This window comes from Acinetobacter sp. YH12095 (assembly GCF_013419245.1).
In the GTDB taxonomy this organism is placed as follows: Bacteria; Pseudomonadota; Gammaproteobacteria; order Pseudomonadales; family Moraxellaceae; genus Acinetobacter; species Acinetobacter towneri.
This window is the reverse complement of the sequence record NZ_VPAL01000004.1, coordinates 134,922-154,477: the sequence shown is the minus strand read 5'-3', so window position 1 is coordinate 154,477 and position 19,556 is coordinate 134,922. Positions and strand designations below refer to the sequence as shown.

Sequence of the window (19,556 nt, the reverse complement as noted above, 5' to 3'; positions counted from 1 at the left end):
TACGCTCAGGAAAGCAAGACCTAAACTACCGCCTTCACGGGTCGGTGCAGGTGGCTTAATAAGCTGGAATAAACTAATTAAAGTCAGAGTTGCAAACAGAATCATCCACATCCAGTAAATGATTTGCGTTTCACCACTCATCGGTACGCCTGAATTGAGTACTGAACGATATTGACTGATACTTGACGAGGTTAAGAAACCATTCGCCACCACCATTAAGGTCGAATACACCTTGAAGTCAATTTTGGTCGCAGGGCCACGTAAACCAATGTGATGGGTCTTTAAAGTGGCACTAATTGCAGCAAAGACCACCATCAATACCAATAAAATGGCACGGTTTTCAGTACCAAATTTAAAAATACCAAAAAAAGAGGTTTCAATGGTTCGATACATTTTCAAGCTTGGATGGGCTTGAATATGCTGAATCGCCTGATCATGAAATTGAAATTTTTCTTCACAAATTTGTTTGGCTGCTAAAATGGAAGCGCGGACATCTGATTCAGAGGCAGTACCAAAAATATCGGCAAACTCATCAGCAGCATTGGCTTGCATTTGGGCATGTACTTGTGCATCGATATCGGGGTTGCGTTCGCAGTCAGGTGCAGTGGGTTCGGCACGCAAAAATGAATACTGCATACCCGTTGCAGGGTCACCGTATAGGCGTTCACCCATGCGCAACAACTGACCATGTACCATTTCACCTGTACCAATAATAAGTGTCAGTAGCAACAAGATCAAAATAACGAATGTAGAAATCCATTCTGTCCATATATGTCTGAGCAAAGCCAAGCCAGACCTGCGTTGTCCGTTATTGTGCATATATTTTCCTGTTTTTATTCTATGCAGAAACCGAGACACTCGAATTTCTGTCTGTCCTTATTCAACGAAATATCCATCTTCCATTGAGCATTTTTGTATTCAGTTTAAATGTGAATGAACGTCGTTATTTTTAAAATGACAATATAGATTTTCTTTTAAGTAAAAATGGTCAATTGTGAGATTTCTTGTGAGCCCTTTTTGCCATCATTTTGATGTAATTTTAATGCGGATCAATGCAATAGGCCCAAATAATATAAGCCAGTGCAAAAATTACTCCCCAAATCACCCCCAATAAATGTGCCTCAACTAATACAGGACTGCCGATTAATTCTGCTGTACCCAAACTGCCCACTGTATTTTCCCAAATCAGTTTAGATAAAATAAGCAGCAAGACCAATGTGGCAAAGCCACGTTCTTTTTTATAAAGCAAATGCACACATGCCACCGCCACATAAGCACCATGCAACACCCCAGAAAGTCCTGCATAGGCATCAATATCGGCAAGGAAGTAATAGAAACTCAGACTAATCGCTGGCGGTAGTACCAACAAAAGCGCCACAAAGTGCCATACTTTGGCATGCGGAAAAATAAAAGGTAAACAGGCAAAGGCGATCATATTAAGCAAATAATGAATCCAGCCCACATGCACCCAATGCCCTGTCCATAAGCGCCAGAATTCATCCAATAAATGTGTAGACCAATAAATAAAATGCTCTGCAAAAATCTGCAAACATGCCGAAACCGACATACATGTCGCAATAAACACAATTTTTCGACTGAGAAATTGAGATGAATATTGCATAGGCGCTTGCATCCTCCAAATTATTCTTGTTATGTGCTTCGGCAAACGGATTGCCCAATCCTAAAACCTCTGGTCAATATTGAATTGGGCAATCTTGATATTTTTACAATTGAGCTGCCGTATCCTCATTAAATAAATCATCTAATTCAGAAGAATTATCTTGCTCATCCCAGAAACGCTGCTGATCACCCGTACGCACACCTGTATGTTCAGTCCAGTAACGGTCTGAAATTCCTTGTACCATGCTTCCCGCCATGGCATCAATCAATTTAAATTGTGGATTTACAGGTTTTTCGTCACTGCGTGCATTAGAAAAGGCTTTGAGTGCGTCGCGGATTTTGGCATCTTCACCACTGGCTTGGGCAGCAACCGCATATAAAGCGTGTGATAAACGCACCCCTTTATTTTCACCAATTTGCATCGACTGCTTTAAGGTTTGATACGGATCAGGTTTGCCATCTCCCGCACCTGGAAGCAAAGTCCAAATTACGGCACGTGTAGCCTCTGGTGCGCCCCAGAATTTTTCATTGTTTAAACAGGTCATACCACGTTCAACAATCGCGGCAATATCTTTAGGCACATGCACTGCCCCGCCTGAATTAATATCATTGGTCATGGCTTGCAAGCCACTCAACATCCCCAACATATACACAGTTTGATCAATATCACTGTTCATTTTTGGACAACCTTCGCCCAAAGGTTTCCGATATTTCTTTTCCCAACGATGCTGAAACAATTGATAGCCTGTGTATTGGCGCTGTGCCGCCAAAGCCGCCCAACGTTTTTGCTGAATCCGCGCATCTTGCGCTTCGCCCACTTGCCCTGCTTTTGCTGCACGTAAATAACGCAATTCAGCATCCAAAGCTTTTTCTTCGGCACAAATACCCGCAGCCGAATACATTAGTACCGCAACACGGGTTGGGTCTGCGCCCATATCTTTAGTCGCCATAATGGCAGGGGTTAAGGAATTACCAGAATTACACACCATTTCAGCATCTTCCATCGCTAAAATTGGCGGCACAATATGTTTTTCAGTAAATCCAAGTGCGACATTGGCACCTGTTTTGATCACTTGTGAACAACCTGATAATAATAAACTTGTGATTGCAAATACGGCCACACCCTGGCCTATTTTTTGGACTTGCGACATTTTCCTGTCCTCTATAATTGTGTTTATGTCCATTGCAACAAACATAGCAGAAGCAATATCTGAATAAAAGCGTCTACTTGCTGCTTCAGATGGATAACTTTGCCATGTTTTAAAGTGACTAAAATTGACTGAAATCTGTCATCCGACAAAATTTAGGCAAAAAAAAGTAGCATTGCGACGGTTCAGCACATGCTACTTATTAACTGATGCCCAATTCGGGCTTATCTTAAAAAATCTTTCGACTAAATTTAAATCTGCACATTTCAGGAATCTGATTTGTATTGATCTACACTTGTCTGGAATGAATATAACTAAAAATAGGGATATGTGTAATCTTTTATGCCAATATAAAATGACTGATCAGGACACGAAAAATAGATGATAATTTTATCTTTATGATACTTATAGTTTTTTATTATTATAAAAATATACAGCTGTCTGTAAATTAGAGCATTTTCGCCAATATTTTTAGAGCCTTCCATTCCGCCTTGGAAACCTGATCACACCAAATCACCAGAGGTTTAAAGGCTTGCTGAAATTCCATGACGATATAAATTTGATGATCTATCACTTGACGCAGTTGCACACGCTGAATTTCAATTTGGCGAGCTGTGCTTTTAATCTGTTGTGATACTACACGAGGCGCGAGATAGGAAATTGACCATTCACGGTCATCTAATTGATCTAAACCAACAATTCGGTTTGCACGAACAAATTTAAAATATGTCCAGCCCATAATGACAATACATACAACGCTAAGCCATGGCTTTAACACTTGTAGTAAAAGCCAAACGATGAGTAGAGCGATCATCAGCTGAAACACTATTGCGATGACACTAGGTTTCAGCTGAAACTGCTGCTTAGCCATGCACATAATGCTTTAGTTTACGGATAAAATCTTTCAACTCAGGACGTGGTGGCTCAGACACTTCCATAAACCAATCCAATAAATCTGGGTCTTCCTGCTCAACCAAATCGGCAAACATTTGTTTTTCTTCCGCACTGGCAGTCAAATAATGATTTTTCACATACGGGTCAAAATAGACATCAATTTCCTTTAAACCACGACGGGCACGGTAAATCACTTTGCGTTCTTCTAAGCTGATGTCATCACTCATGCGGTTTCCCCATTAAAATTAAACTCAGGCTAGTTTAACCGACCCCTTTTAAAGTTTCGATGACTTTTATGCAGCATTGACCAAAAGCATCATCTTTCATTTGCAATTGAAACTTTTGCACCTTGTTGCCCCCTATAAATTCTTCTAAGGTGAATTCAAAATAACAACATCAGGAAGATAAAACCATGCAATCTGCCGCAATTCGCCCCATTGCCAATATGTTACCGCGCACCTTATTCAGTGCTGAACACGACAGTTTTCGTGATTTGGTACGAAAATTCTATTTGCAGGAAGTCATCCCCCATACTGAAAAATTTGAAGCGCAGCAGCATGTAGACCGTGAGCTATGGCGTAAAGCAGGTACTTTGGGTTTGCTGTGTAGCACCATGCCTGAAGAATATGCAGGTTCAGGGGTAGACCGCTTATACAGCATGATTTTGATTGAAGAACAAGCCTATGCAGGTGACAGTGCTACCGGTTTTTCACTGCATTCAGATATTGTCGCCAATTACATTAATAACTTTGGCACAACTGAACAAAAACAACACTGGTTACCCCGCATGGCCACAGGCGAAGTGATAACCGCGATTGCCATGACCGAACCCGGTACAGGTTCAGACTTACAAGCTGTGCGTACCTCTGCGGTATTGGATGGCGATGAATACGTGATTAATGGTTCTAAAATTTTTATTACCAACGGCTATTTGTGCGACATGGCGATTGTGGTATGTAAAACAGCGAACACAGACAAAGGTTCAGCCAATCTGTCTTTAATATTGGTAGAAGCAGACCGTGCGGGATTTAGCAAAGGCAAACCACTGAATAAAATTGGTATGAAAGGTCAGGACACTTGCGAATTATTTTTTGATAATGTCCGCGTGCCTCGCAGCAATTTATTGGGTGCAGAAGGCATGGGCTTTATCATGCTGATGAAAGAACTGGCTTGGGAACGCTTAATTGTCGCGATTATTTGCCAAGCAGGTGCAGAAGCTGCTTTTGCACATACACTGCAATATACTCAGCAACGTCAAGCCTTTGGCAAAAGTATTCATAGCTTTCAAAATACGCGCTTTAAACTGGCAGAATTACGCACCGAAATTGATTTCTGTCGTGCTTTTTTAGATCAATGTATGCAGTTACAACTTCAAGATCAGCTCAGTGTTGAAGCTGCAGCGGCCGCCAAATATAAAATTTCAGAGATGTACTCCAAAGTGGTGGATGAATGTCTACAACTGCATGGTGGTTATGGCTATATGCTTGAGTATCCAATTGCACGTGCTTACTTAGACAATCGGGCCAATCGTATTTATGCAGGCACCAATGAAATTATGAAAGAGCTGATTTCACGTTCTTTATAAAATTTCCACCTCAACATGTAAATGGCGCAAGCAATTTTAAATTTCTTGTGCCATATTATTTTTGCACCCAACGATTTAAGACACTAATTTAGGTTTACGCTGCTGTGCAGGCACAGCTTGTTTGAATTTTAAAATACCATCTTCAAAACTTGCTTGTTTTAAAGTTTTGCGATCTTCTAAGTAATTGTTGGTCACTCGCCATGGCGCATGTTTGCCTTGCTTTGGCATCACATCAGCAGCACGCGCGATATAGCCCGAACTCAAACTGCCCATCACCGTATCTTCCAATAACTCTGTTTGGTCACCTTGAGGAATTACCTCGTCATAACCTTGTCGATCCATATAATTGAGCAAACGACAAATATAATCCGCAGCCACATCCACTTTAAGCGTCCAAGAGGCATTAATATAGCCAATAATCATCGCCATATTCGGTACATCGCTGATCATCACACCTTGATATAGCATGTGCTTCGAAGTGTCTAAAGGCACACCATCAATTGTGGCTTGAATACCACCTAGAATCTGAATATTCAAACCAGTGGCAGAGACAATAATATCGGCATCCAGATGCTTACCTGATTTTAATTGCACACCTGTTTCAGTAAAACTTGCAATTTGATCAGTTTCAATCGAGGCATGCCCTTCGCGTAAAATCTTAAATAAATCACCATCAGGCACAACACATAAACGCTGATCCCACGGATTATAATGTGGCGTGAAATGCTTCATATCCACCTTGCCTTTGAGCTGCATTTGGATAGATTTCAGCAACAAAGTCCGCAGTAATTTCGGCTGTTTTTGTGCTAAAGCATAAATTGCGCGTTGCATGCCAATATTACGTGCGCGCGTGATTTTGTAAGCAACATCTTCAGGCAAAACTTTACGCATTTGCTGATAAACAAAATCCATTGCAGGCACTGAAGCAATATATGTCGGTGAGCGTTGCAGCATGGTGACATGCGCTGCACCACCTTTCGACATGGCAGGGACTAAGGTAATCGCAGTTGCACCACTGCCAATAATTAACACCTTTTTACCACGATAATCTAAATTTTCAGGCCAATGCTGAGGGTGGATAAATGTGCCTTTAAACGCCTGCTGATTCGGAAAGTCAGGCTGAAAACCTTGATCGTAATTGTAATAGCCTGTGCAGCCTAAAACAAAATTAGCCACCCAAGTTTCAATCTGTTGTGCTGCATTTTCTATGCGTAACGTCCACTTACGTGTTTGAGAATCATAATTGGCAGATAGTACACGATGCTGAAAATGAATTTTTGAATGTAAGGCTTTTTCTTGAATGACTTCTGCTAAATAACCTTTGATAGATGCGCCATCGGCTAGTACATTGGTTTTCTTCCAAGGCTTAAAATTATAACCAAAGGTCGACATATCCGAATCTGAACGAATGCCCGGATATTGGAATAAATCCCAAGTGCCACCAAAACTTTGACGACGCTCAATAATTTCAAAAGAACGCTGTGGGCAGTTTTGACTTAAATGTGCTGCTACACCAATGCCCGAAATCCCTGCCCCAATAATTAATATATCAACCTGCTTATCCATGTTTTATTGTCCAGCTTGAATGATGTTTTTTATTAAAGCATAAATTTGACAATACACAATGTCAAGTTTAGCAAAAGTTACTAAAATTTATATCAATTCGGGACAATTTGATCATTTTTGAGATCAACTTATTTTTTTCATAAAAAAAGACCGGTAAAACCGGTCTTTTTCTGAACAACGTGCGTTATTCTTGGCGAAATTATTTAACTTCGCGATCTACAAGCTCAACGTAAGCCATCGGTGCAGCATCACCCGCACGGAAGCCCGCTTTAAGAACACGTAGATAACCGCCGTTACGCTCTTTGTAACGAGGGCCAAGAACGGTAAATAATTTACCAACAGTTGCTGCTGAACGAGTACGAGCAAACGCTAAACGACGGTTTGCTACTGTATCGTTTTTAGCTAAAGTGATTAAAGGCTCAGCAACACGACGTAATTCTTTTGCTTTAGGAACAGTTGTTTTGATTAACTCGTGTTCGAACAAAGAATTAGCCAAGTTTTGGAACATCGCTTTGCGATGGCTGCTTGTACGGCCTAATTTCACACCACTATTACGATGACGCATGGTGATAGTCCTACTTAATTAACGGCTACGATAGGCGAAACGATCGTCCATACGGAGACTAGCCGGTGGCCAGTTCTCTAAACGCATGCCGAGCTGTAAGCCTTTAGAAGCCAGAACATCTTTGATCTCTGTAAGCGATTTTTTACCCAAGTTAGGCGTTTTAAGTAGCTCAACTTCAGTACGCTGTACAAGATCACCAATGTAGTAAATATTTTCTGCTTTCAAACAGTTAGCAGAACGAACAGTAAGCTCTAGATCATCTACTGGACGAAGCAAGATTGGGTCAACTTCTTCACGAGGCTCTTGAGCAACAGGAGCTTGATCTTTCTGAAGATCAACAAAAATTGCAATTTGTTGTTGCAAGATTGTTGCCGCTTTGCGGATTGCTTCTTCTGGATCAACTGTACCATTGGTTTCAAGATCAATGATCAACTTGTCAAGGTCAGTACGTTGTTCTACACGCGCATTTTCTACGATGTAAGACACACGTTTAATTGGGCTATAAGAAGCATCTAACTGCAAACGACCTACAGGGCGAGTTTCGCCTTCTGGGAAACGTGAGTCAGATGTTTCATAACCACGACCTTGAGCAACTTTCAGGCGCATTTTTAAATTGCCTGTAGCACTTAAAGTGCCGATCAAGTGTTCAGGGTTAACCACTTCAACATTATGCGGTAAACGAAGGTCTGCAGCAGTTACATCGCCTGGACCTTGTTTTTCCAATGTCAAATAAGCTTCATTTTGATCGAACAGCTTAATAGACAATCCTTTCAGGTTCAGCAAGAGCTCGACGATGTCCTGCTGCAAGCCTTCCAAAGTACTGTACTCGTGCTCGACACCTTCAATTTCAACTTCTACCACAGCTGCGCCAGGTAAAGAAGAAAGAAGGATGCGACGTAAAGCATTACCAAGAGTATGACCAAAGCCACGCTCTAATGGTTCTAGAATAACTTTTGCCGAGGTCCCGCTTGCCGCTTCGACCTTGATCGCTTGCGGAGTAAGAAACTCATTTGCAGTACGCGTCATTATTGCTACCTCAAGGATTATTTAGAATACAATTCTACAATCAAGCTTTCGTTGATTTCAGCAGGTAAATCAGAACGATCTGGTGCAGCTTTAAACGTACCTTCAAATTTAGAATGGTCAACTTCCATCCATGAAGGGATACCACGTTGAGCAGCCAATTCAATTGCGTTTTTAATACGTAATTGTTGTTTTGCACCTTCGTGAACTGCAATTACATCACCAGCTTTAACTTGAATAGACGCAATGTTAACACGACGACCATTTAAAGTAATGCTACGGTGAGATACAAGCTGACGAGCTTCTGCACGTGTAGAACCAAAACCCATGCGATAAACAACGTTATCAAGACGGCTTTCGAGCAATTTCAACAAGTTCTCACCTGTTGCGCCTTTCACACGAGCAGCTTCTTTATAGTAGTTACTAAATTGACGCTCTAAAACACCGTACATACGACGTACTTTTTGTTTTTCACGTAATTGTAGTGAGTACTCAGATTGCTTACCACCACGAGCCCCGCCATGTTGGCCAGGAGCTTTAGCGTGTTTTTTAGTTTTGACGTCAAATGGTTTAACGCCAGATTTTAGTTGCAGGTCTGTCCCTTCGCGGCGAGAGAGTTTGCATTTTGGACCAATATAACGAGCCATGAATGTTTCTCCTTACACGCGACGTTTTTTAGGTGGACGGCAACCGTTGTGAGGGATTGGAGTCACATCGGTAATGCTGTTAATTTTATAACCCACTGCACCTAATGCACGAACCGCAGACTCACGACCTGGACCAGGACCTTTAACAAGGACGTCCAAGTTTTTCAAACCGTAATCTAAAGCAGCTTTACCAGCAACTTCAGCAGCTACCTGAGCAGCGAACGGAGTTGATTTACGTGATCCACGGAAGCCTTGTCCACCTGAGGTAGCCCAAGCCAGTGCATTACCTTGACGATCGGTAATGGTCACAATGGTGTTATTAAAAGAAGCGTGAATGTGTGCAACACCTTCAGAGACGGTACGAGTGACCTTCTTGCGTGTGCGAGTATCTTTAGCCATCTTTTAGCTTCCAGAAATCTTATTTCTTAATCGGTTTGCGCGGACCTTTACGGGTACGTGCGTTAGTTTTGGTGCGTTGACCACGGACAGGCAAGCTGCGACGATGACGAAGACCGCGGTAGCAGCCTAAATCCATTAAACGTTTAATGTTCATGGAAATTTCGCGACGTAAGTCACCTTCGGTCGGAACCTTAGCAACTTCTGCACGAATCGCATCAAGCTGAGCGTCATCTAATTCACGGATCTTTGTTGTTGGTGCGATACCAGCAGCAGCTAAGATAGTCTTAGCAGTGTGGCGACCAATACCAAAGATATAAGTGAGAGAGATAACAGCGTGCTTGTTATCCGGAATGTTTACACCGGCAATACGAGCCATTCAATTTTCTCCAAAAAGGCAGTTAAGATAATCAACCGCCCCACAAAAATCTTGAGGGGCGGATAATAACCTAATTAGCCTACTGAAATCAACAGGTCTTAATCAAATTAACCTTGACGCTGCTTATGACGAGGTTCTGCGCTGCAAATTACGCGAATAACCCCATTACGACGGATAACTTTGCAGCTACCACAAATTTTCTTTACAGAAGCTTGTACTTTCATGATGAAACCTCTAAGTGCGCTTATCCCTTAGGATGAGCAGTCGTTTTTCTCATTAACGTTTGATTATCGTACTGGTGCGAGGTGAGATGTGCTTGAAGCTGAGCCATAAAGTCCATCACAACCACTACAACGATTAATAATGATGTACCACCTAAGCTAAATGGAATTCCAAATGAGCTTTGTAGAATCATCGGCATTAAGCAGACTACAGTGATGTAAATCGCGCCAATAAAGGTCAAACGACTGAGAATATGATCTAAGTAACGAGCAGTTTGCTCACCTGGGCGAATACCAGGCACATAAGCTCCGCTGCGTTTCAAGTTTTCCGAAACTTCTTTAGGGCTGAAAACCAGCGCAGTGTAGAAGTAACAGAAAAAGATAATTAACGCACCAAAGAGCACCAAATACAACGGTTGTCCAGGCGACAATACCAATGCCAAGTCTTGTAGACTACGCTTGATTAATCCAGCATTAGGGTCCGCACTGCCGACCCATTGACCTAAGCTCGCTGGGAACAAAAGCAATGAACTGGCAAAAATTGCTGGAATCACACCTGCCATATTAATTTTTAATGGCAAATGCGTTTGCTGAGCAGTAAATACACGACGACCTTGTTGTTTTTGAGCATAGTTTACTGGAATACGACGCTGCGCCTTCTCAATAAACACAATTGCTGCAAGTACACCCAAAGACAATAAACCAAAAATTGCCAAACCAATCAGGCTTGACTGGCCACTATCAATAGATGTGAAGGATTGCATAATTAAATTAGGCAAGCCTGCAACAATACCTGCGAAAATGATCATGGAAATACCATTGCCCACTCCGCGTTCGGTAATTTGTTCACCCAACCACATTAAGAACATTGTGCCTGCAACCAAAGAGGTCACAGCTGGAACGTAAAAAGCCAGACCTGACGTTAAGGTAATACCTTGACCAATCAGACCTGCACACATCCCAATCGCTTGCACAAGTGCAAGAAACAATGTGCCTTGGCGCGTATATTGATTAATTTTGCGTTTGCCTTGCTCGCCTTCTTTTTTCAAAGCTTCAAGCGAAGGAACCACGGTAGACATCAACTGTACGATAATCGAAGCAGAAATGTATGGCATGATCCCTAAAGCAAGAATCGACATCCGCTCTAATGCACCACCCGAAAACATGTTAAACAAACCAAGGATTGTACCTTGGTTTGCATTAAACACTTGTTCAAGTGCGGCATTATTAATGCCTGGTACTGGAATATGCGCTCCTAGTCGAAATACCAACAACGCACCAATGAGAAACATCATTCGGCGTATAATTTCACGGTATTTCACGTGAAATGGTTGGCCTTTCATCATGTGAACATGACCTGAAGAACTAGGAGACATAGACACTGGGGATTACTCCTCGACTTTACCGCCAGCCGCTTCAACAGCAGCTTTAGCGCCTTTAGTCACAGCAACACCTTGAATAGTGAATGCGCGAGTAATTTCACCAGAAAGTACGATACGAGCACGAGCCATATCTTTACGTACAACGTTCGCTGCTTTTAAAGTTTCAAGGCTAACGATGTCGCCTTCCACTTTAGCAAGCTCAGATAAACGTACTTCAGCAGTTTTCAAAGCGATTTGGCTAGTGAAACCGAATTTAGGTAAACGACGATATAACGCAGTTTGACCACCTTCGAATCCAGGACGTGTACCACCGCTCTTACGTGAGTTTTGACCTTTGATACCACGACCACCAGTCTTACCAACGCCAGAACCGATACCACGGCCTAAACGACGGGCTTCACGCTTAGCACCTTCTGCAGGTGCAAGTTCATTTAAACGCAGAGTCATGGCTTATTCCTCTACACTAACCATATAGTAGACTTGGTTGATCATACCACGGTTAGAAGGCGTATCTTGCACTTCTACAGTATGACCAATACGACGCAGACCTAAACCTTTAAGGCTAAGCTTGTGATTTTTCAAGCGGTGCGATGCAGATTTAGTCTGGGTAACTTTAATCGTTTTCATGATTGATTACCCTTGAATTTGTTCTACTGAAAGACCACGTTTCGCAGCAACCTTTTCAGGAGTTGTCATGTCACGCAAACCGTTGAAAGTTGCGTTCACTACGTTTGCAGCGTTAGTAGAACCACGGCATTTAGTCAATACGTTACGTACACCTGCAGCTTCTAAAACTGCACGCATAGAACCACCCGCAATTACACCAGTACCTTCAGATGCTGGCTGCATGTAAACACGGCTTGCACCATGACGCGCATGAATCGGGTGTTGTAAAGTACCATCTGCCAATTCGATAGTGATCATGTTACGACGTGCAGCTTCAAGTGCTTTAGAAATAGCAGCTGGAACTTCACGTGCTTTACCACGACCAAAACCTACGCGACCATTACCATCACCCACAACAGTTAATGCTGTGAAAGAGAAGATACGACCACCTTTAACAACTTTGGCTACGCGATCAACGGCAACCAGCTTTTCAACAAGACCTTCGTTTTGTTCAACTTTAGCCATGATTAGAACTCCAAGCCGTTTTCACGAGCAGCATCAGCCAAGGCTTTGATACGACCATGATATTTAAAACCAGAACGGTCAAACGCAACTTTAGTTACGCCAGCTGCTTTCGCGCGTTCTGCGATTAAAGCACCTACTTTTTGAGCTGCTTCAACGTTACCAGTTGTACCAGCACGTAAAGTAGCATCTAAAGTTGAAGCTTGCGCTAAAACTTTGCCACCATCTGCTGAAATAACTTGAGCATAGATGTGACGCGGCGTGCGGTTTACACACAAACGAGTCGCACCCAATGCACGGATGTGCAAGCGTGTGCTTTTCGCACGACGCAAACGGGATTGTTTCTTTTCGTTCATAAGAACCTCGCGCCTTATTTCTTCTTAGCTTCTTTACGAAGAACAACTTCATCCGAATAACGAACACCTTTACCTTTATATGGCTCTGGTGGACGGTATCCACGGATATCCGCAGCAACTTGACCTAAAGCTGCTTTGTCAGCAGATTTAAGGATAATTTCAGTTGCAGTTGGAGTTTCTGCAGTTACACCTTCAGGAAGGGTGTAATCGATTGGGTGTGAAAAACCAAGGTTAAGGTTAACAACGTTACCTTTTACCGCAGCTTTATAACCAACACCAATCAATTGTAACTTACGTTCGAAGCCTTCGCTCACACCTTTTACAAGATTGTTAAGCACAGCGCGAGCAGTACCAGCTTGCATCCAAGCGTCTTTCGACTCAGCTTTAGGAGCAATAGCTAAAATACCGTCTTCCTGTTTTAGCTCGACCAGCGCATGCAGGTTGAAAGACAATGTACCTTTGCTGCCTTTCACTTCGACCTGCCGGCCGTTCTGAGTAACTGTAACACCGTTAGGTACAGTTACTGGGGCTTTAGCCACACGAGACATGAGGAATCACCTATTATTAAGAAACAAAAGCAATAACTTCACCACCGATACCTGCAGCACGTGCAGCGCGATCAGTCATGATGCCTTTGCTTGTAGAAACGATTGCAATACCTAAACCTTGCTTAACGCTTGGAAGTGCATCTTTACCGCGATACTGACGTAGACCTGGACGGCTTACGCGTTTCACAGTTTCGATAACTGGTTTGCCTTCATAGTATTTTAAAGTAATCGTTAATGTAGGTTTGCCTTCGTTGTCAGCCACTTCTACATTTGCGATATAACCTTCTTGTTGAAGTACGTTTGCAATAGCAACCTTCAACTTAGAATTAGGCATAGAAACAGTTTGTTTCTTTGCCATTTGAGCGTTACGAACACGCGTTAGCATGTCGGCAACGGTATCTTGCATACTCATTTATAGTGCTCCTTACCAGCTTGCCTTAACAACGCCCGGTACATCACCTTGCATTACTGTGTCACGTAATTTGTTACGGCTTAAACCGAACTTACGGAAGTAACCATGAGGACGACCAGTTAAACCACAACGGTTACGAAGACGTACTGGAGACGCATTACGTGGTAATGCTTGTAATTTCATCATCGCTTCGAAACGCTCTTCGTCGCTTGCATTTACGTTTGCAATCGTTGCTTTTAATTCAGCACGTTTTGCAGCGTATTTAGCAACAGTAGCTTCGCGTTTCAATTCGCGATTAATCATACCTTTCTTAGCCATATCGACCTCTTATTTGAACGGGAAGCCGAATGCACGCATAAGCGCACGGCCTTCGTCATCGGTGCGAGCAGTCGTAGTAATGGTGATGTCCATACCACGAATTTGATCAATCTTATCGAAATCGATTTCAGGGAACATGATTTGTTCCTTGAGACCCATAGAGTAGTTACCACGACCATCAAATGATTTCGAAGAGAAACCACGGAAGTCACGGATACGAGGGATCGCGATAGAGATCAAACGGTCTAAGAATTCGTACATACGTTCGCCGCGTAAAGTAACTTTACAACCAATCGGCCAACCATCACGGATTTTAAAACCAGCGATTGATTTACGAGCTAATGTTAAAACTGGTTTTTGACCAGCAATAGCTTGCATATCAGAAAGAGCGCCATCTAACAATTTCTTGTCAGCAGCTGCAGCACCAACACCCATGTTGATGGTAATTTTAGTGATGCGAGGGATCTCCATCACATTCTTAACGCCCAATTGTTCTTGTAATTGAGCCTTAAGTTCGTCGTTGTAACGTGTTTTAAGTCTGGCCATTGCCTATTTCAACCTATTACTTCGCCACCGCCACTGATTCACCATTCGATTTATAAACGCGAGTTTTCACGCCATCAATCGTTTGGTAACCAACACGGTCAGCCTTTTGGGTTGTAGCATTAAAAATTGCCACGTTTGAGATATGAAGCGAAGCTTCCTGCGTTACGATACCGCCTTCAGCGCCCGTAGCACGGTTTGGCTTCTGGTGCTTCTTAACCAAGTTAAGACCTTCGACCTTAACACGGTCATTAGAAACTGACAGAACAGTACCCTGTTTGCCTTTTTCTTTACCTGCGATCACAATTACTTGATCGCCTTTTTTAATCTTAGCCATGATTGCCTCTTATAGAACTTCAGGAGCCAATGAAATGATTTTCATGAACTGTTCAGTACGAAGTTCACGAGTCACTGGTCCGAAAATACGAGTTGCAATCGGTGCTTTGTTGTTATTCAAAATAACAGCAGCGTTATCATCAAAACGGATCACAGAACCGTCTGGACGACGAATACCGAACTTTGTACGTACAACAACAGCATTCATCACGTCACCTTTTTTAACACGTGCGCGTGGAATAGCTTCTTTTACAGTAACTTTAATAATGTCGCCAACAGAAGCATAACGACGATGTGAACCACCTAGTACTTTAATACATTGTACGCGGCGAGCACCACTGTTGTCAGCTACGTCAAGCATCGTTTCGGTTTGAATCATTGCCCTACTCCAAAACCGAGCATCACCGGTCACAATTTCGAAAGGCTCAAAGAGTACTCGAAATTGACCGATGATGCAACAAGAACGTTAATTACTCAGCAGCAGCTTCAACAACTTCAACTAAAGTCCATGACTTAGTTTTAGACATTGGGCGGCTTTCTTTGATGGTTACAACATCACCAATCTTGGCGGTATTGTTCTCATCATGAGCGTGTAATTTGGTTGAACGGCGAATCAATTTGCCATACAACGGGTGTTGAACTTGGCGTTCAATAAGGACAACAATAGATTTTTCCATTTTGTCGCTTACAACTTTGCCAGTTAACGTGCGGACTGTATTTTGACTCATTGCCCGTTCCCCTGTTTTTCGGTAAGGAGGGTCTTGATGCGTGCAATAGTTTTACGAGTAAGCGCAACTTCATGCGATTTACCCAATTGACCAGTTGCTTTCGCCATACGAAGACGGAATTGGTTAAGCTGTTGCTCATCAAGCAAAGCTGTCAACTCTTCTACCGACTTTTCACGTAGATCTTTAGTTTTCATTACATTACCGTCCGAGTCACGATAGTGGTTTTAAACGGAAGTTTAGCAGCAGCAAGCGTAAATGCTTCACGCGCCAATTCTTCGTTCACACCATCAATTTCGTACAAGACTTTACCTGGTTTGATTTGACAAACCCAATATTCCACAGAACCTTTACCTTTACCCATACGCACTTCAAGAGGCTTAGAAGTAATTGGTTTGTCTGGGAATACACGGATAAAGATCTTACCACCACGCTTAATACGACGGCTGATTGTACGACGTGCCGCTTCAATTTGACGCGCAGTCATTTGACCACGTTCAACTGATTTAAGAGCGATAGTACCGAAAGATACTGAGCTACCACGGTGCGCTAAGCCAGTGTTACGGCCTTTTTGCACCTTACGGAATTTAGTACGTTTAGGTTGCAACATGGATTATTCTCCTTTTTCAGCAGAACGATCATTGCGACGACCACGACGCTCTTGACCTTCACCACGACCGCGACCGCGTTTAGCTGGACGTTCTTCAGCAGGTGCTGGGTTCATGACTTGTTTCATGCCACCCAAGATTTCACCACGGAATACCCAAACTTTAACGCCAATCGTACCGTAAGTAGTTTCAGCACGCATAGTTGCATAGTCGATGTCCGCACGAAGTGTATGCAAAGGTACACGACCTTCACGATACCATTCAGTACGTGCAATCTCTGCACCACCTAAACGACCAGAAACTTCAACTTTGATACCTTTAGCACCAGCACGCATAGAGTTCTGTACCGCACGCTTCATAGCACGACGGAACATTACACGCTTTTCTAATTGAGAAGCGATTGCTTCAGCAACTAAACGTGCATCTAAGTCTGGACGGTCAATTTCGTTGATGCTTACTTGCGCAGGAACACCCATAATAGATGTTAATTCGCGTTGTAATTTCTCAATGTCTTCGCCTTTTTTACCGATTACGATACCAGGACGCGCAGTGCTAATTGTTACTTTAGCAGCACCCGTTGGACGTTCGATAAGAATATTGCTTACCATTGCGTTCTTAAGTTTTTTAGTTAAAAACTCACGAACTTGAAGGTCTTTAAGCAAGTATTCAGCGTATTGTTTCGGATTCGCATACCAGTTAGCGTTATGACGTTTCACAACACCTAGGCGGATACCGATTGGATGAACCTTCTGACCCATATCAAACCCCTACCTTAACGGTGATGTGACAAGTACGCTTAGTAATACGATCTGCACGGCCTTTAGCACGTGGCATAATACGTTTAAGGCTCATGCCTTCGTCAACGTAAATCGTAGATACTTTAAGGTCGTCTACATCTAAACTGTTATTGTGTTCAGCATTTGCAATTGCAGATTCCAATGCTTTCTTAACTAAAACAGCAGCTTTTTTGTTGCTGAAGTTTAAAATGTTAAGTGCATGCGCAACAGATTTGCCGCGGATAAGATCTGCAACCAAACGTGCTTTTTGTGCCGAGATAGCGGCACCGCGTAATTTAGCAGTTACTTCCATCATAGCACCTATTAACGTTTAGACTTCTTGTCAACACCGTGACCACGATAGGTACGAGTTGGCGCGAATTCACCGAGTTTATGACCAACCATGTGTTCAGAGATAATCACTGGAACATGGTTACGACCATTGTGAACAGAAATTGTTAAACCAACAAAATCTGGGAGGATCATCGAACGACGCGACCAAGTTTTGATCGGCTTACGGTTATTAGCCGCGATTGCCGCTTCAACCTTAGCGAACAAGTGCGCATCGACGAATGGGCCTTTTTTCAGAGAACGAGGCATTGTCAGATTCCTTTACTTGTTACTTAACGCGACGGTCGCGAATAATCATCTTAGTCGTACGCTTGTTGGTACGTGTCTTGTACCCTTTAGCTTTTTGACCCCATGGGCTTACAGGTTGGATACCTTTAGTACGCCCTTCACCACCACCGTGCGGGTGATCAACCGGGTTCATTGCCATACCACGAACGGTAGGACGAACACCACGCCAGCGCGAAGCACCTGCTTTACCAAGTGAACGAAGGTTGCTTTCTGAGTTAGATACTTCACCTAACACAGCGCGACACTCAACGTGCACTTTACGCATTTCGCCTGAACGTAGACGAACGATAGCGTATGAACCGTCACGACCCAACAATTGAACCGAAGTACCAGCAGAACGCGCTAATTGAGCACCTTTACCGATTTTAAGTTCGATGTTGTGAAGAGTAGCACCGATTGGCATATTACGAAGTGGTAAGCAGTTACCTGGACGAATTGGAGCATCGTTACCAGATTGAACTTGATCACCAGCACGTAAACCTTTAGGCGCAATAATATAACGACGTTCACCGTCAGCATACTTCAACAATGCGATGTGTGCAGTACGGTTTGGATCGTATTCAATACGCTCTACAACAGCAGGAATGCCATCTTTGTTACGTTTGAAGTCTACGATACGGTAGTGTTGCTTATGACCACCACCAACGTGACGTGTAGTAATGTGACCGTTGTTGTTACGACCACCAGTACGTTTTTTAGCTTCTACCAACGGCGCATAAGGCGCACCTTTGTGAAGATGGTCGTGAACGACTTTCTCTACAAAGCGACGTCCTGGAGACGTTGGCTTACATTTTTGAATCGGCATAAATTTCGTCCTTATTCCGCTGCGCTTTCAGCGGTATCGCCCAAGTCAGCCATTTCAACATCTTGGCCAGCTTTCAGGGTGACGTATGCTTTTTTAACATCAGAACGGCGTCCCAATGTACGACCAAAGCGCTTAGTCTTACCTTTAGTGATAGTCGTGTTAACTTTAACAACTTCCACACCAAATAATTGCTCAACTGCTTTTTTGATTTCAAGTTTGTTTGCATTTAATGCAACTTTGAATACTTGAACACCAGCAGTTTCGCCTAAAACTTGTGCTTTTTCTGAAAATACAGGTCCTTGTAGGACTTGATATAAACGTTCGTTGTTCATCCGAGTTCTACCTCAATTTTCTTAGCAGCAGCAACAGACATTACAACTTTGTCGAACGCGATCAAGCTAACAGGATCGATTGCAGTAGCATCAACCACATCAACGTGTGGAAGGTTACGCGCTGCAAGATATAGATTCTCATCTACAGCTTCAGTTACGATCAATGCGCGAGTTGCATTCAAGTCGTTAAGTTTTGCAAGCAACTCTTTAGTTTTAGGAGCTTCAACAGCAAACTCTTCAACCAATACAAGACGATCTTGGCGAACAAGTTCAGCTAAGATACATTGCATTGCACCGCGGTACATTTTGCGGTTAACTTTTTGAGACCAATCTTGTGGACGAGCAGCAAAAGTTTTACCACCACCAACCCAGATTGGGCTACGAATAGAACCAGCACGAGCGCGGCCAGTACCTTTTTGACGGAATGGTTTTTTACCACCGCCAGCAACGTCTGCACGTGATTTCTGAGCTTTAGAGCCTTGACGACCACCAGCTAAGTAAGCTGTAACAACTTGGTGTACAAGTGCTTCATTGAATTCACGACCGAACGCAACTTCAGATAACTCAACAGCAGAGCCGGAAACAGTATTTAAATTCACGTTAT

At 42.9% G+C, this 19,556-nt stretch carries 32 protein-coding genes; 1 reads left to right on the top strand and 31 read right to left on the bottom strand.

What is annotated here, in order from left to right; genetic code table 11:
* Positions 1-1,039: 1,039 nt before the first annotated feature.
* The 4 genes from rrtA to FTU35_RS05170 all read right to left on the bottom strand — a co-directional run bounded on the left by rrtA (position 1,040) and on the right by FTU35_RS05170 (position 3,889).
* Positions 1,040-1,621, bottom strand: coding sequence for a rhombosortase (gene rrtA, locus FTU35_RS05185; protein WP_179989929.1), 582 nt, complete (start codon positions 1,619-1,621; stop codon positions 1,040-1,042).
* 103 nt (positions 1,622-1,724) lie between these two features.
* Positions 1,725-2,771 carry a hypothetical protein gene (locus FTU35_RS05180; RefSeq protein ID WP_179989878.1) on the bottom strand — a complete coding sequence of 349 codons (1,047 nt, stop codon included), beginning with the start codon at positions 2,769-2,771 and terminating at the stop codon, positions 1,725-1,727.
* Positions 2,772-3,216: 445 nt separating this feature from the next.
* Positions 3,217-3,639, bottom strand: a complete 423-nt coding sequence (locus tag FTU35_RS05175; RefSeq protein ID WP_179997378.1) for a protein YgfX — start codon at positions 3,637-3,639, stop codon at positions 3,217-3,219.
* Positions 3,632-3,889, bottom strand: a complete 258-nt coding sequence (locus tag FTU35_RS05170) for a succinate dehydrogenase assembly factor 2 (RefSeq protein ID WP_004974752.1) — start codon at positions 3,887-3,889, stop codon at positions 3,632-3,634. The genes FTU35_RS05175 and FTU35_RS05170 overlap by 8 nt, the downstream gene beginning before the upstream one ends.
* A gap of 185 nt (positions 3,890-4,074) precedes the next feature.
* Between FTU35_RS05170 and FTU35_RS05165 the strand changes: the two genes are divergently transcribed.
* On the top strand, positions 4,075-5,247 hold the full coding sequence (locus FTU35_RS05165) for an acyl-CoA dehydrogenase family protein (protein WP_104852582.1): 1,173 nt from the start codon (positions 4,075-4,077) through the stop codon (positions 5,245-5,247).
* Positions 5,248-5,322: 75 nt separating this feature from the next.
* Here the strand turns inward: FTU35_RS05165 and FTU35_RS05160 are convergent, their stop codons facing one another.
* From FTU35_RS05160 to rplD, 27 genes are all read right to left on the bottom strand, one after another.
* On the bottom strand, positions 5,323-6,813 hold the full coding sequence (locus tag FTU35_RS05160; RefSeq protein ID WP_179997379.1) for an NAD(P)/FAD-dependent oxidoreductase: 1,491 nt from the start codon (positions 6,811-6,813) through the stop codon (positions 5,323-5,325).
* A 199-nt stretch (positions 6,814-7,012) separates the two neighbouring features.
* Positions 7,013-7,378, bottom strand: coding sequence for a 50S ribosomal protein L17 (gene rplQ, locus FTU35_RS05155; RefSeq protein WP_004974746.1), 366 nt, complete (start codon positions 7,376-7,378; stop codon positions 7,013-7,015).
* An 18-nt stretch (positions 7,379-7,396) separates the two neighbouring features.
* A complete protein-coding gene (locus tag FTU35_RS05150; protein WP_004974745.1) occupies positions 7,397-8,404 on the bottom strand; it encodes a DNA-directed RNA polymerase subunit alpha in 1,008 nt (335 codons plus the stop codon).
* A 17-nt stretch (positions 8,405-8,421) separates the two neighbouring features.
* Positions 8,422-9,048, bottom strand: coding sequence for a 30S ribosomal protein S4 (gene rpsD / locus FTU35_RS05145; RefSeq protein WP_004974744.1), 627 nt, complete (start codon positions 9,046-9,048; stop codon positions 8,422-8,424).
* Positions 9,049-9,060: 12 nt separating this feature from the next.
* On the bottom strand, positions 9,061-9,447 hold the full coding sequence (rpsK, locus tag FTU35_RS05140) for a 30S ribosomal protein S11 (RefSeq protein ID WP_001040166.1): 387 nt from the start codon (positions 9,445-9,447) through the stop codon (positions 9,061-9,063).
* Positions 9,448-9,466: 19 nt separating this feature from the next.
* The gene (gene rpsM / locus FTU35_RS05135) at positions 9,467-9,823 is read right to left on the bottom strand and encodes a 30S ribosomal protein S13 (protein WP_004974734.1); all 357 of its coding nucleotides are present in this window, start codon (positions 9,821-9,823) and stop codon (positions 9,467-9,469) included.
* 107 nt (positions 9,824-9,930) lie between these two features.
* A complete protein-coding gene (gene rpmJ, locus FTU35_RS05130) occupies positions 9,931-10,047 on the bottom strand; it encodes a 50S ribosomal protein L36 (protein ID WP_000867907.1) in 117 nt (38 codons plus the stop codon).
* A 20-nt stretch (positions 10,048-10,067) separates the two neighbouring features.
* A complete protein-coding gene (gene secY / locus FTU35_RS05125; RefSeq protein ID WP_180064571.1) occupies positions 10,068-11,387 on the bottom strand; it encodes a preprotein translocase subunit SecY in 1,320 nt (439 codons plus the stop codon).
* 45 nt (positions 11,388-11,432) lie between these two features.
* Positions 11,433-11,873, bottom strand: a complete 441-nt coding sequence (gene rplO, locus FTU35_RS05120; protein ID WP_004974728.1) for a 50S ribosomal protein L15 — start codon at positions 11,871-11,873, stop codon at positions 11,433-11,435.
* Between the two features lie 3 nt (positions 11,874-11,876).
* The gene (gene rpmD, locus FTU35_RS05115) at positions 11,877-12,053 is read right to left on the bottom strand and encodes a 50S ribosomal protein L30 (RefSeq protein ID WP_004786899.1); all 177 of its coding nucleotides are present in this window, start codon (positions 12,051-12,053) and stop codon (positions 11,877-11,879) included.
* Between the two features lie 6 nt (positions 12,054-12,059).
* Positions 12,060-12,557, bottom strand: coding sequence for a 30S ribosomal protein S5 (gene rpsE / locus FTU35_RS05110; protein ID WP_004974725.1), 498 nt, complete (start codon positions 12,555-12,557; stop codon positions 12,060-12,062).
* Positions 12,558-12,559: 2 nt separating this feature from the next.
* Positions 12,560-12,910, bottom strand: coding sequence for a 50S ribosomal protein L18 (gene rplR, locus FTU35_RS05105; protein ID WP_004281497.1), 351 nt, complete (start codon positions 12,908-12,910; stop codon positions 12,560-12,562).
* Positions 12,911-12,924: 14 nt separating this feature from the next.
* Positions 12,925-13,458: a 50S ribosomal protein L6 gene (rplF, locus tag FTU35_RS05100; RefSeq protein WP_004974722.1), complete on the bottom strand. Its 534-nt coding sequence runs from the start codon at positions 13,456-13,458 to the stop codon at positions 12,925-12,927.
* 16 nt (positions 13,459-13,474) lie between these two features.
* Positions 13,475-13,870, bottom strand: coding sequence for a 30S ribosomal protein S8 (gene rpsH, locus FTU35_RS05095; RefSeq protein WP_004974720.1), 396 nt, complete (start codon positions 13,868-13,870; stop codon positions 13,475-13,477).
* Between the two features lie 12 nt (positions 13,871-13,882).
* Positions 13,883-14,188, bottom strand: coding sequence for a 30S ribosomal protein S14 (gene rpsN / locus FTU35_RS05090; protein ID WP_004825185.1), 306 nt, complete (start codon positions 14,186-14,188; stop codon positions 13,883-13,885).
* 9 nt (positions 14,189-14,197) lie between these two features.
* A complete protein-coding gene (gene rplE, locus FTU35_RS05085; protein ID WP_004974719.1) occupies positions 14,198-14,734 on the bottom strand; it encodes a 50S ribosomal protein L5 in 537 nt (178 codons plus the stop codon).
* Between the two features lie 16 nt (positions 14,735-14,750).
* Positions 14,751-15,068 (bottom strand): 50S ribosomal protein L24, encoded by a 318-nt coding sequence (gene rplX, locus FTU35_RS05080; protein WP_004974717.1) that lies wholly within the window; start codon positions 15,066-15,068, stop codon positions 14,751-14,753.
* Positions 15,069-15,077: 9 nt separating this feature from the next.
* Entirely contained in the window at positions 15,078-15,446 is a 369-nt protein-coding gene (rplN, locus tag FTU35_RS05075; RefSeq protein WP_001982634.1) for a 50S ribosomal protein L14, read from the bottom strand.
* A 91-nt stretch (positions 15,447-15,537) separates the two neighbouring features.
* On the bottom strand, positions 15,538-15,795 hold the full coding sequence (gene rpsQ / locus FTU35_RS05070; protein WP_004974714.1) for a 30S ribosomal protein S17: 258 nt from the start codon (positions 15,793-15,795) through the stop codon (positions 15,538-15,540).
* Positions 15,792-15,989, bottom strand: coding sequence for a 50S ribosomal protein L29 (rpmC, locus tag FTU35_RS05065; RefSeq protein ID WP_004650482.1), 198 nt, complete (start codon positions 15,987-15,989; stop codon positions 15,792-15,794). Before rpmC ends, rpsQ begins: the two co-directional genes overlap by 4 nt.
* Positions 15,989-16,402, bottom strand: a complete 414-nt coding sequence (gene rplP, locus FTU35_RS05060; RefSeq protein ID WP_004691317.1) for a 50S ribosomal protein L16 — start codon at positions 16,400-16,402, stop codon at positions 15,989-15,991. Before rplP ends, rpmC begins: the two co-directional genes overlap by 1 nt.
* Before the next feature lie 3 nt (positions 16,403-16,405).
* The gene (rpsC, locus tag FTU35_RS05055) at positions 16,406-17,158 is read right to left on the bottom strand and encodes a 30S ribosomal protein S3 (RefSeq protein WP_004974711.1); all 753 of its coding nucleotides are present in this window, start codon (positions 17,156-17,158) and stop codon (positions 16,406-16,408) included.
* Position 17,159: 1 nt separating this feature from the next.
* Entirely contained in the window at positions 17,160-17,489 is a 330-nt protein-coding gene (rplV, locus tag FTU35_RS05050) for a 50S ribosomal protein L22 (protein ID WP_001982638.1), read from the bottom strand.
* 11 nt (positions 17,490-17,500) lie between these two features.
* A complete protein-coding gene (gene rpsS / locus FTU35_RS05045; RefSeq protein ID WP_004673001.1) occupies positions 17,501-17,776 on the bottom strand; it encodes a 30S ribosomal protein S19 in 276 nt (91 codons plus the stop codon).
* A 19-nt stretch (positions 17,777-17,795) separates the two neighbouring features.
* Positions 17,796-18,620, bottom strand: coding sequence for a 50S ribosomal protein L2 (gene rplB / locus FTU35_RS05040; RefSeq protein WP_004974706.1), 825 nt, complete (start codon positions 18,618-18,620; stop codon positions 17,796-17,798).
* Between the two features lie 11 nt (positions 18,621-18,631).
* Complete coding sequence (rplW, locus tag FTU35_RS05035) at positions 18,632-18,952, bottom strand: 50S ribosomal protein L23 (RefSeq protein ID WP_004974703.1); 321 nt, start codon at positions 18,950-18,952, stop codon at positions 18,632-18,634.
* The gene (gene rplD, locus FTU35_RS05030) at positions 18,949-19,551 is read right to left on the bottom strand and encodes a 50S ribosomal protein L4 (RefSeq protein ID WP_004974702.1); all 603 of its coding nucleotides are present in this window, start codon (positions 19,549-19,551) and stop codon (positions 18,949-18,951) included. Before rplD ends, rplW begins: the two co-directional genes overlap by 4 nt.
* Between the last annotated feature and the right edge of the window lie 5 nt (positions 19,552-19,556).

What these genes read in the sequence shown, in the direction of transcription:
- rrtA (WP_179989929.1), bottom strand. Translation starts at nt 1,621, where the DNA reads ATGCAATATTCATCTCAATTTCTCAGTCGAAAAATTGTGTTTATTGCG.
- FTU35_RS05180 (WP_179989878.1), bottom strand. Translation starts at nt 2,771, where the DNA reads ATGTCGCAAGTCCAAAAAATAGGCCAGGGTGTGGCCGTATTTGCAATC.
- FTU35_RS05175 (WP_179997378.1), bottom strand. Translation starts at nt 3,639, where the DNA reads ATGGCTAAGCAGCAGTTTCAGCTGAAACCTAGTGTCATCGCAATAGTG.
- FTU35_RS05170 (WP_004974752.1), bottom strand. Translation starts at nt 3,889, where the DNA reads ATGAGTGATGACATCAGCTTAGAAGAACGCAAAGTGATTTACCGTGCC.
- FTU35_RS05165 (WP_104852582.1), top strand. Translation starts at nt 4,075, where the DNA reads ATGCAATCTGCCGCAATTCGCCCCATTGCCAATATGTTACCGCGCACC.
- FTU35_RS05160 (WP_179997379.1), bottom strand. Translation starts at nt 6,813, where the DNA reads ATGGATAAGCAGGTTGATATATTAATTATTGGGGCAGGGATTTCGGGC.
- rplQ (WP_004974746.1), bottom strand. Translation starts at nt 7,378, where the DNA reads ATGCGTCATCGTAATAGTGGTGTGAAATTAGGCCGTACAAGCAGCCAT.
- FTU35_RS05150 (WP_004974745.1), bottom strand. Translation starts at nt 8,404, where the DNA reads ATGACGCGTACTGCAAATGAGTTTCTTACTCCGCAAGCGATCAAGGTC.
- rpsD (WP_004974744.1), bottom strand. Translation starts at nt 9,048, where the DNA reads ATGGCTCGTTATATTGGTCCAAAATGCAAACTCTCTCGCCGCGAAGGG.
- rpsK (WP_001040166.1), bottom strand. Translation starts at nt 9,447, where the DNA reads ATGGCTAAAGATACTCGCACACGCAAGAAGGTCACTCGTACCGTCTCT.
- rpsM (WP_004974734.1), bottom strand. Translation starts at nt 9,823, where the DNA reads ATGGCTCGTATTGCCGGTGTAAACATTCCGGATAACAAGCACGCTGTT.
- rpmJ (WP_000867907.1), bottom strand. Translation starts at nt 10,047, where the DNA reads ATGAAAGTACAAGCTTCTGTAAAGAAAATTTGTGGTAGCTGCAAAGTT.
- secY (WP_180064571.1), bottom strand. Translation starts at nt 11,387, where the DNA reads ATGAAAGGCCAACCATTTCACGTGAAATACCGTGAAATTATACGCCGA.
- rplO (WP_004974728.1), bottom strand. Translation starts at nt 11,873, where the DNA reads ATGACTCTGCGTTTAAATGAACTTGCACCTGCAGAAGGTGCTAAGCGT.
- rpmD (WP_004786899.1), bottom strand. Translation starts at nt 12,053, where the DNA reads ATGAAAACGATTAAAGTTACCCAGACTAAATCTGCATCGCACCGCTTG.
- rpsE (WP_004974725.1), bottom strand. Translation starts at nt 12,557, where the DNA reads ATGGCTAAAGTTGAACAAAACGAAGGTCTTGTTGAAAAGCTGGTTGCC.
- rplR (WP_004281497.1), bottom strand. Translation starts at nt 12,910, where the DNA reads ATGAACGAAAAGAAACAATCCCGTTTGCGTCGTGCGAAAAGCACACGC.
- rplF (WP_004974722.1), bottom strand. Translation starts at nt 13,458, where the DNA reads ATGTCTCGTGTGGCTAAAGCCCCAGTAACTGTACCTAACGGTGTTACA.
- rpsH (WP_004974720.1), bottom strand. Translation starts at nt 13,870, where the DNA reads ATGAGTATGCAAGATACCGTTGCCGACATGCTAACGCGTGTTCGTAAC.
- rpsN (WP_004825185.1), bottom strand. Translation starts at nt 14,188, where the DNA reads ATGGCTAAGAAAGGTATGATTAATCGCGAATTGAAACGCGAAGCTACT.
- rplE (WP_004974719.1), bottom strand. Translation starts at nt 14,734, where the DNA reads ATGGCCAGACTTAAAACACGTTACAACGACGAACTTAAGGCTCAATTA.
- rplX (WP_004974717.1), bottom strand. Translation starts at nt 15,068, where the DNA reads ATGGCTAAGATTAAAAAAGGCGATCAAGTAATTGTGATCGCAGGTAAA.
- rplN (WP_001982634.1), bottom strand. Translation starts at nt 15,446, where the DNA reads ATGATTCAAACCGAAACGATGCTTGACGTAGCTGACAACAGTGGTGCT.
- rpsQ (WP_004974714.1), bottom strand. Translation starts at nt 15,795, where the DNA reads ATGAGTCAAAATACAGTCCGCACGTTAACTGGCAAAGTTGTAAGCGAC.
- rpmC (WP_004650482.1), bottom strand. Translation starts at nt 15,989, where the DNA reads ATGAAAACTAAAGATCTACGTGAAAAGTCGGTAGAAGAGTTGACAGCT.
- rplP (WP_004691317.1), bottom strand. Translation starts at nt 16,402, where the DNA reads ATGTTGCAACCTAAACGTACTAAATTCCGTAAGGTGCAAAAAGGCCGT.
- rpsC (WP_004974711.1), bottom strand. Translation starts at nt 17,158, where the DNA reads ATGGGTCAGAAGGTTCATCCAATCGGTATCCGCCTAGGTGTTGTGAAA.
- rplV (WP_001982638.1), bottom strand. Translation starts at nt 17,489, where the DNA reads ATGGAAGTAACTGCTAAATTACGCGGTGCCGCTATCTCGGCACAAAAA.
- rpsS (WP_004673001.1), bottom strand. Translation starts at nt 17,776, where the DNA reads ATGCCTCGTTCTCTGAAAAAAGGCCCATTCGTCGATGCGCACTTGTTC.
- rplB (WP_004974706.1), bottom strand. Translation starts at nt 18,620, where the DNA reads ATGCCGATTCAAAAATGTAAGCCAACGTCTCCAGGACGTCGCTTTGTA.
- rplW (WP_004974703.1), bottom strand. Translation starts at nt 18,952, where the DNA reads ATGAACAACGAACGTTTATATCAAGTCCTACAAGGACCTGTATTTTCA.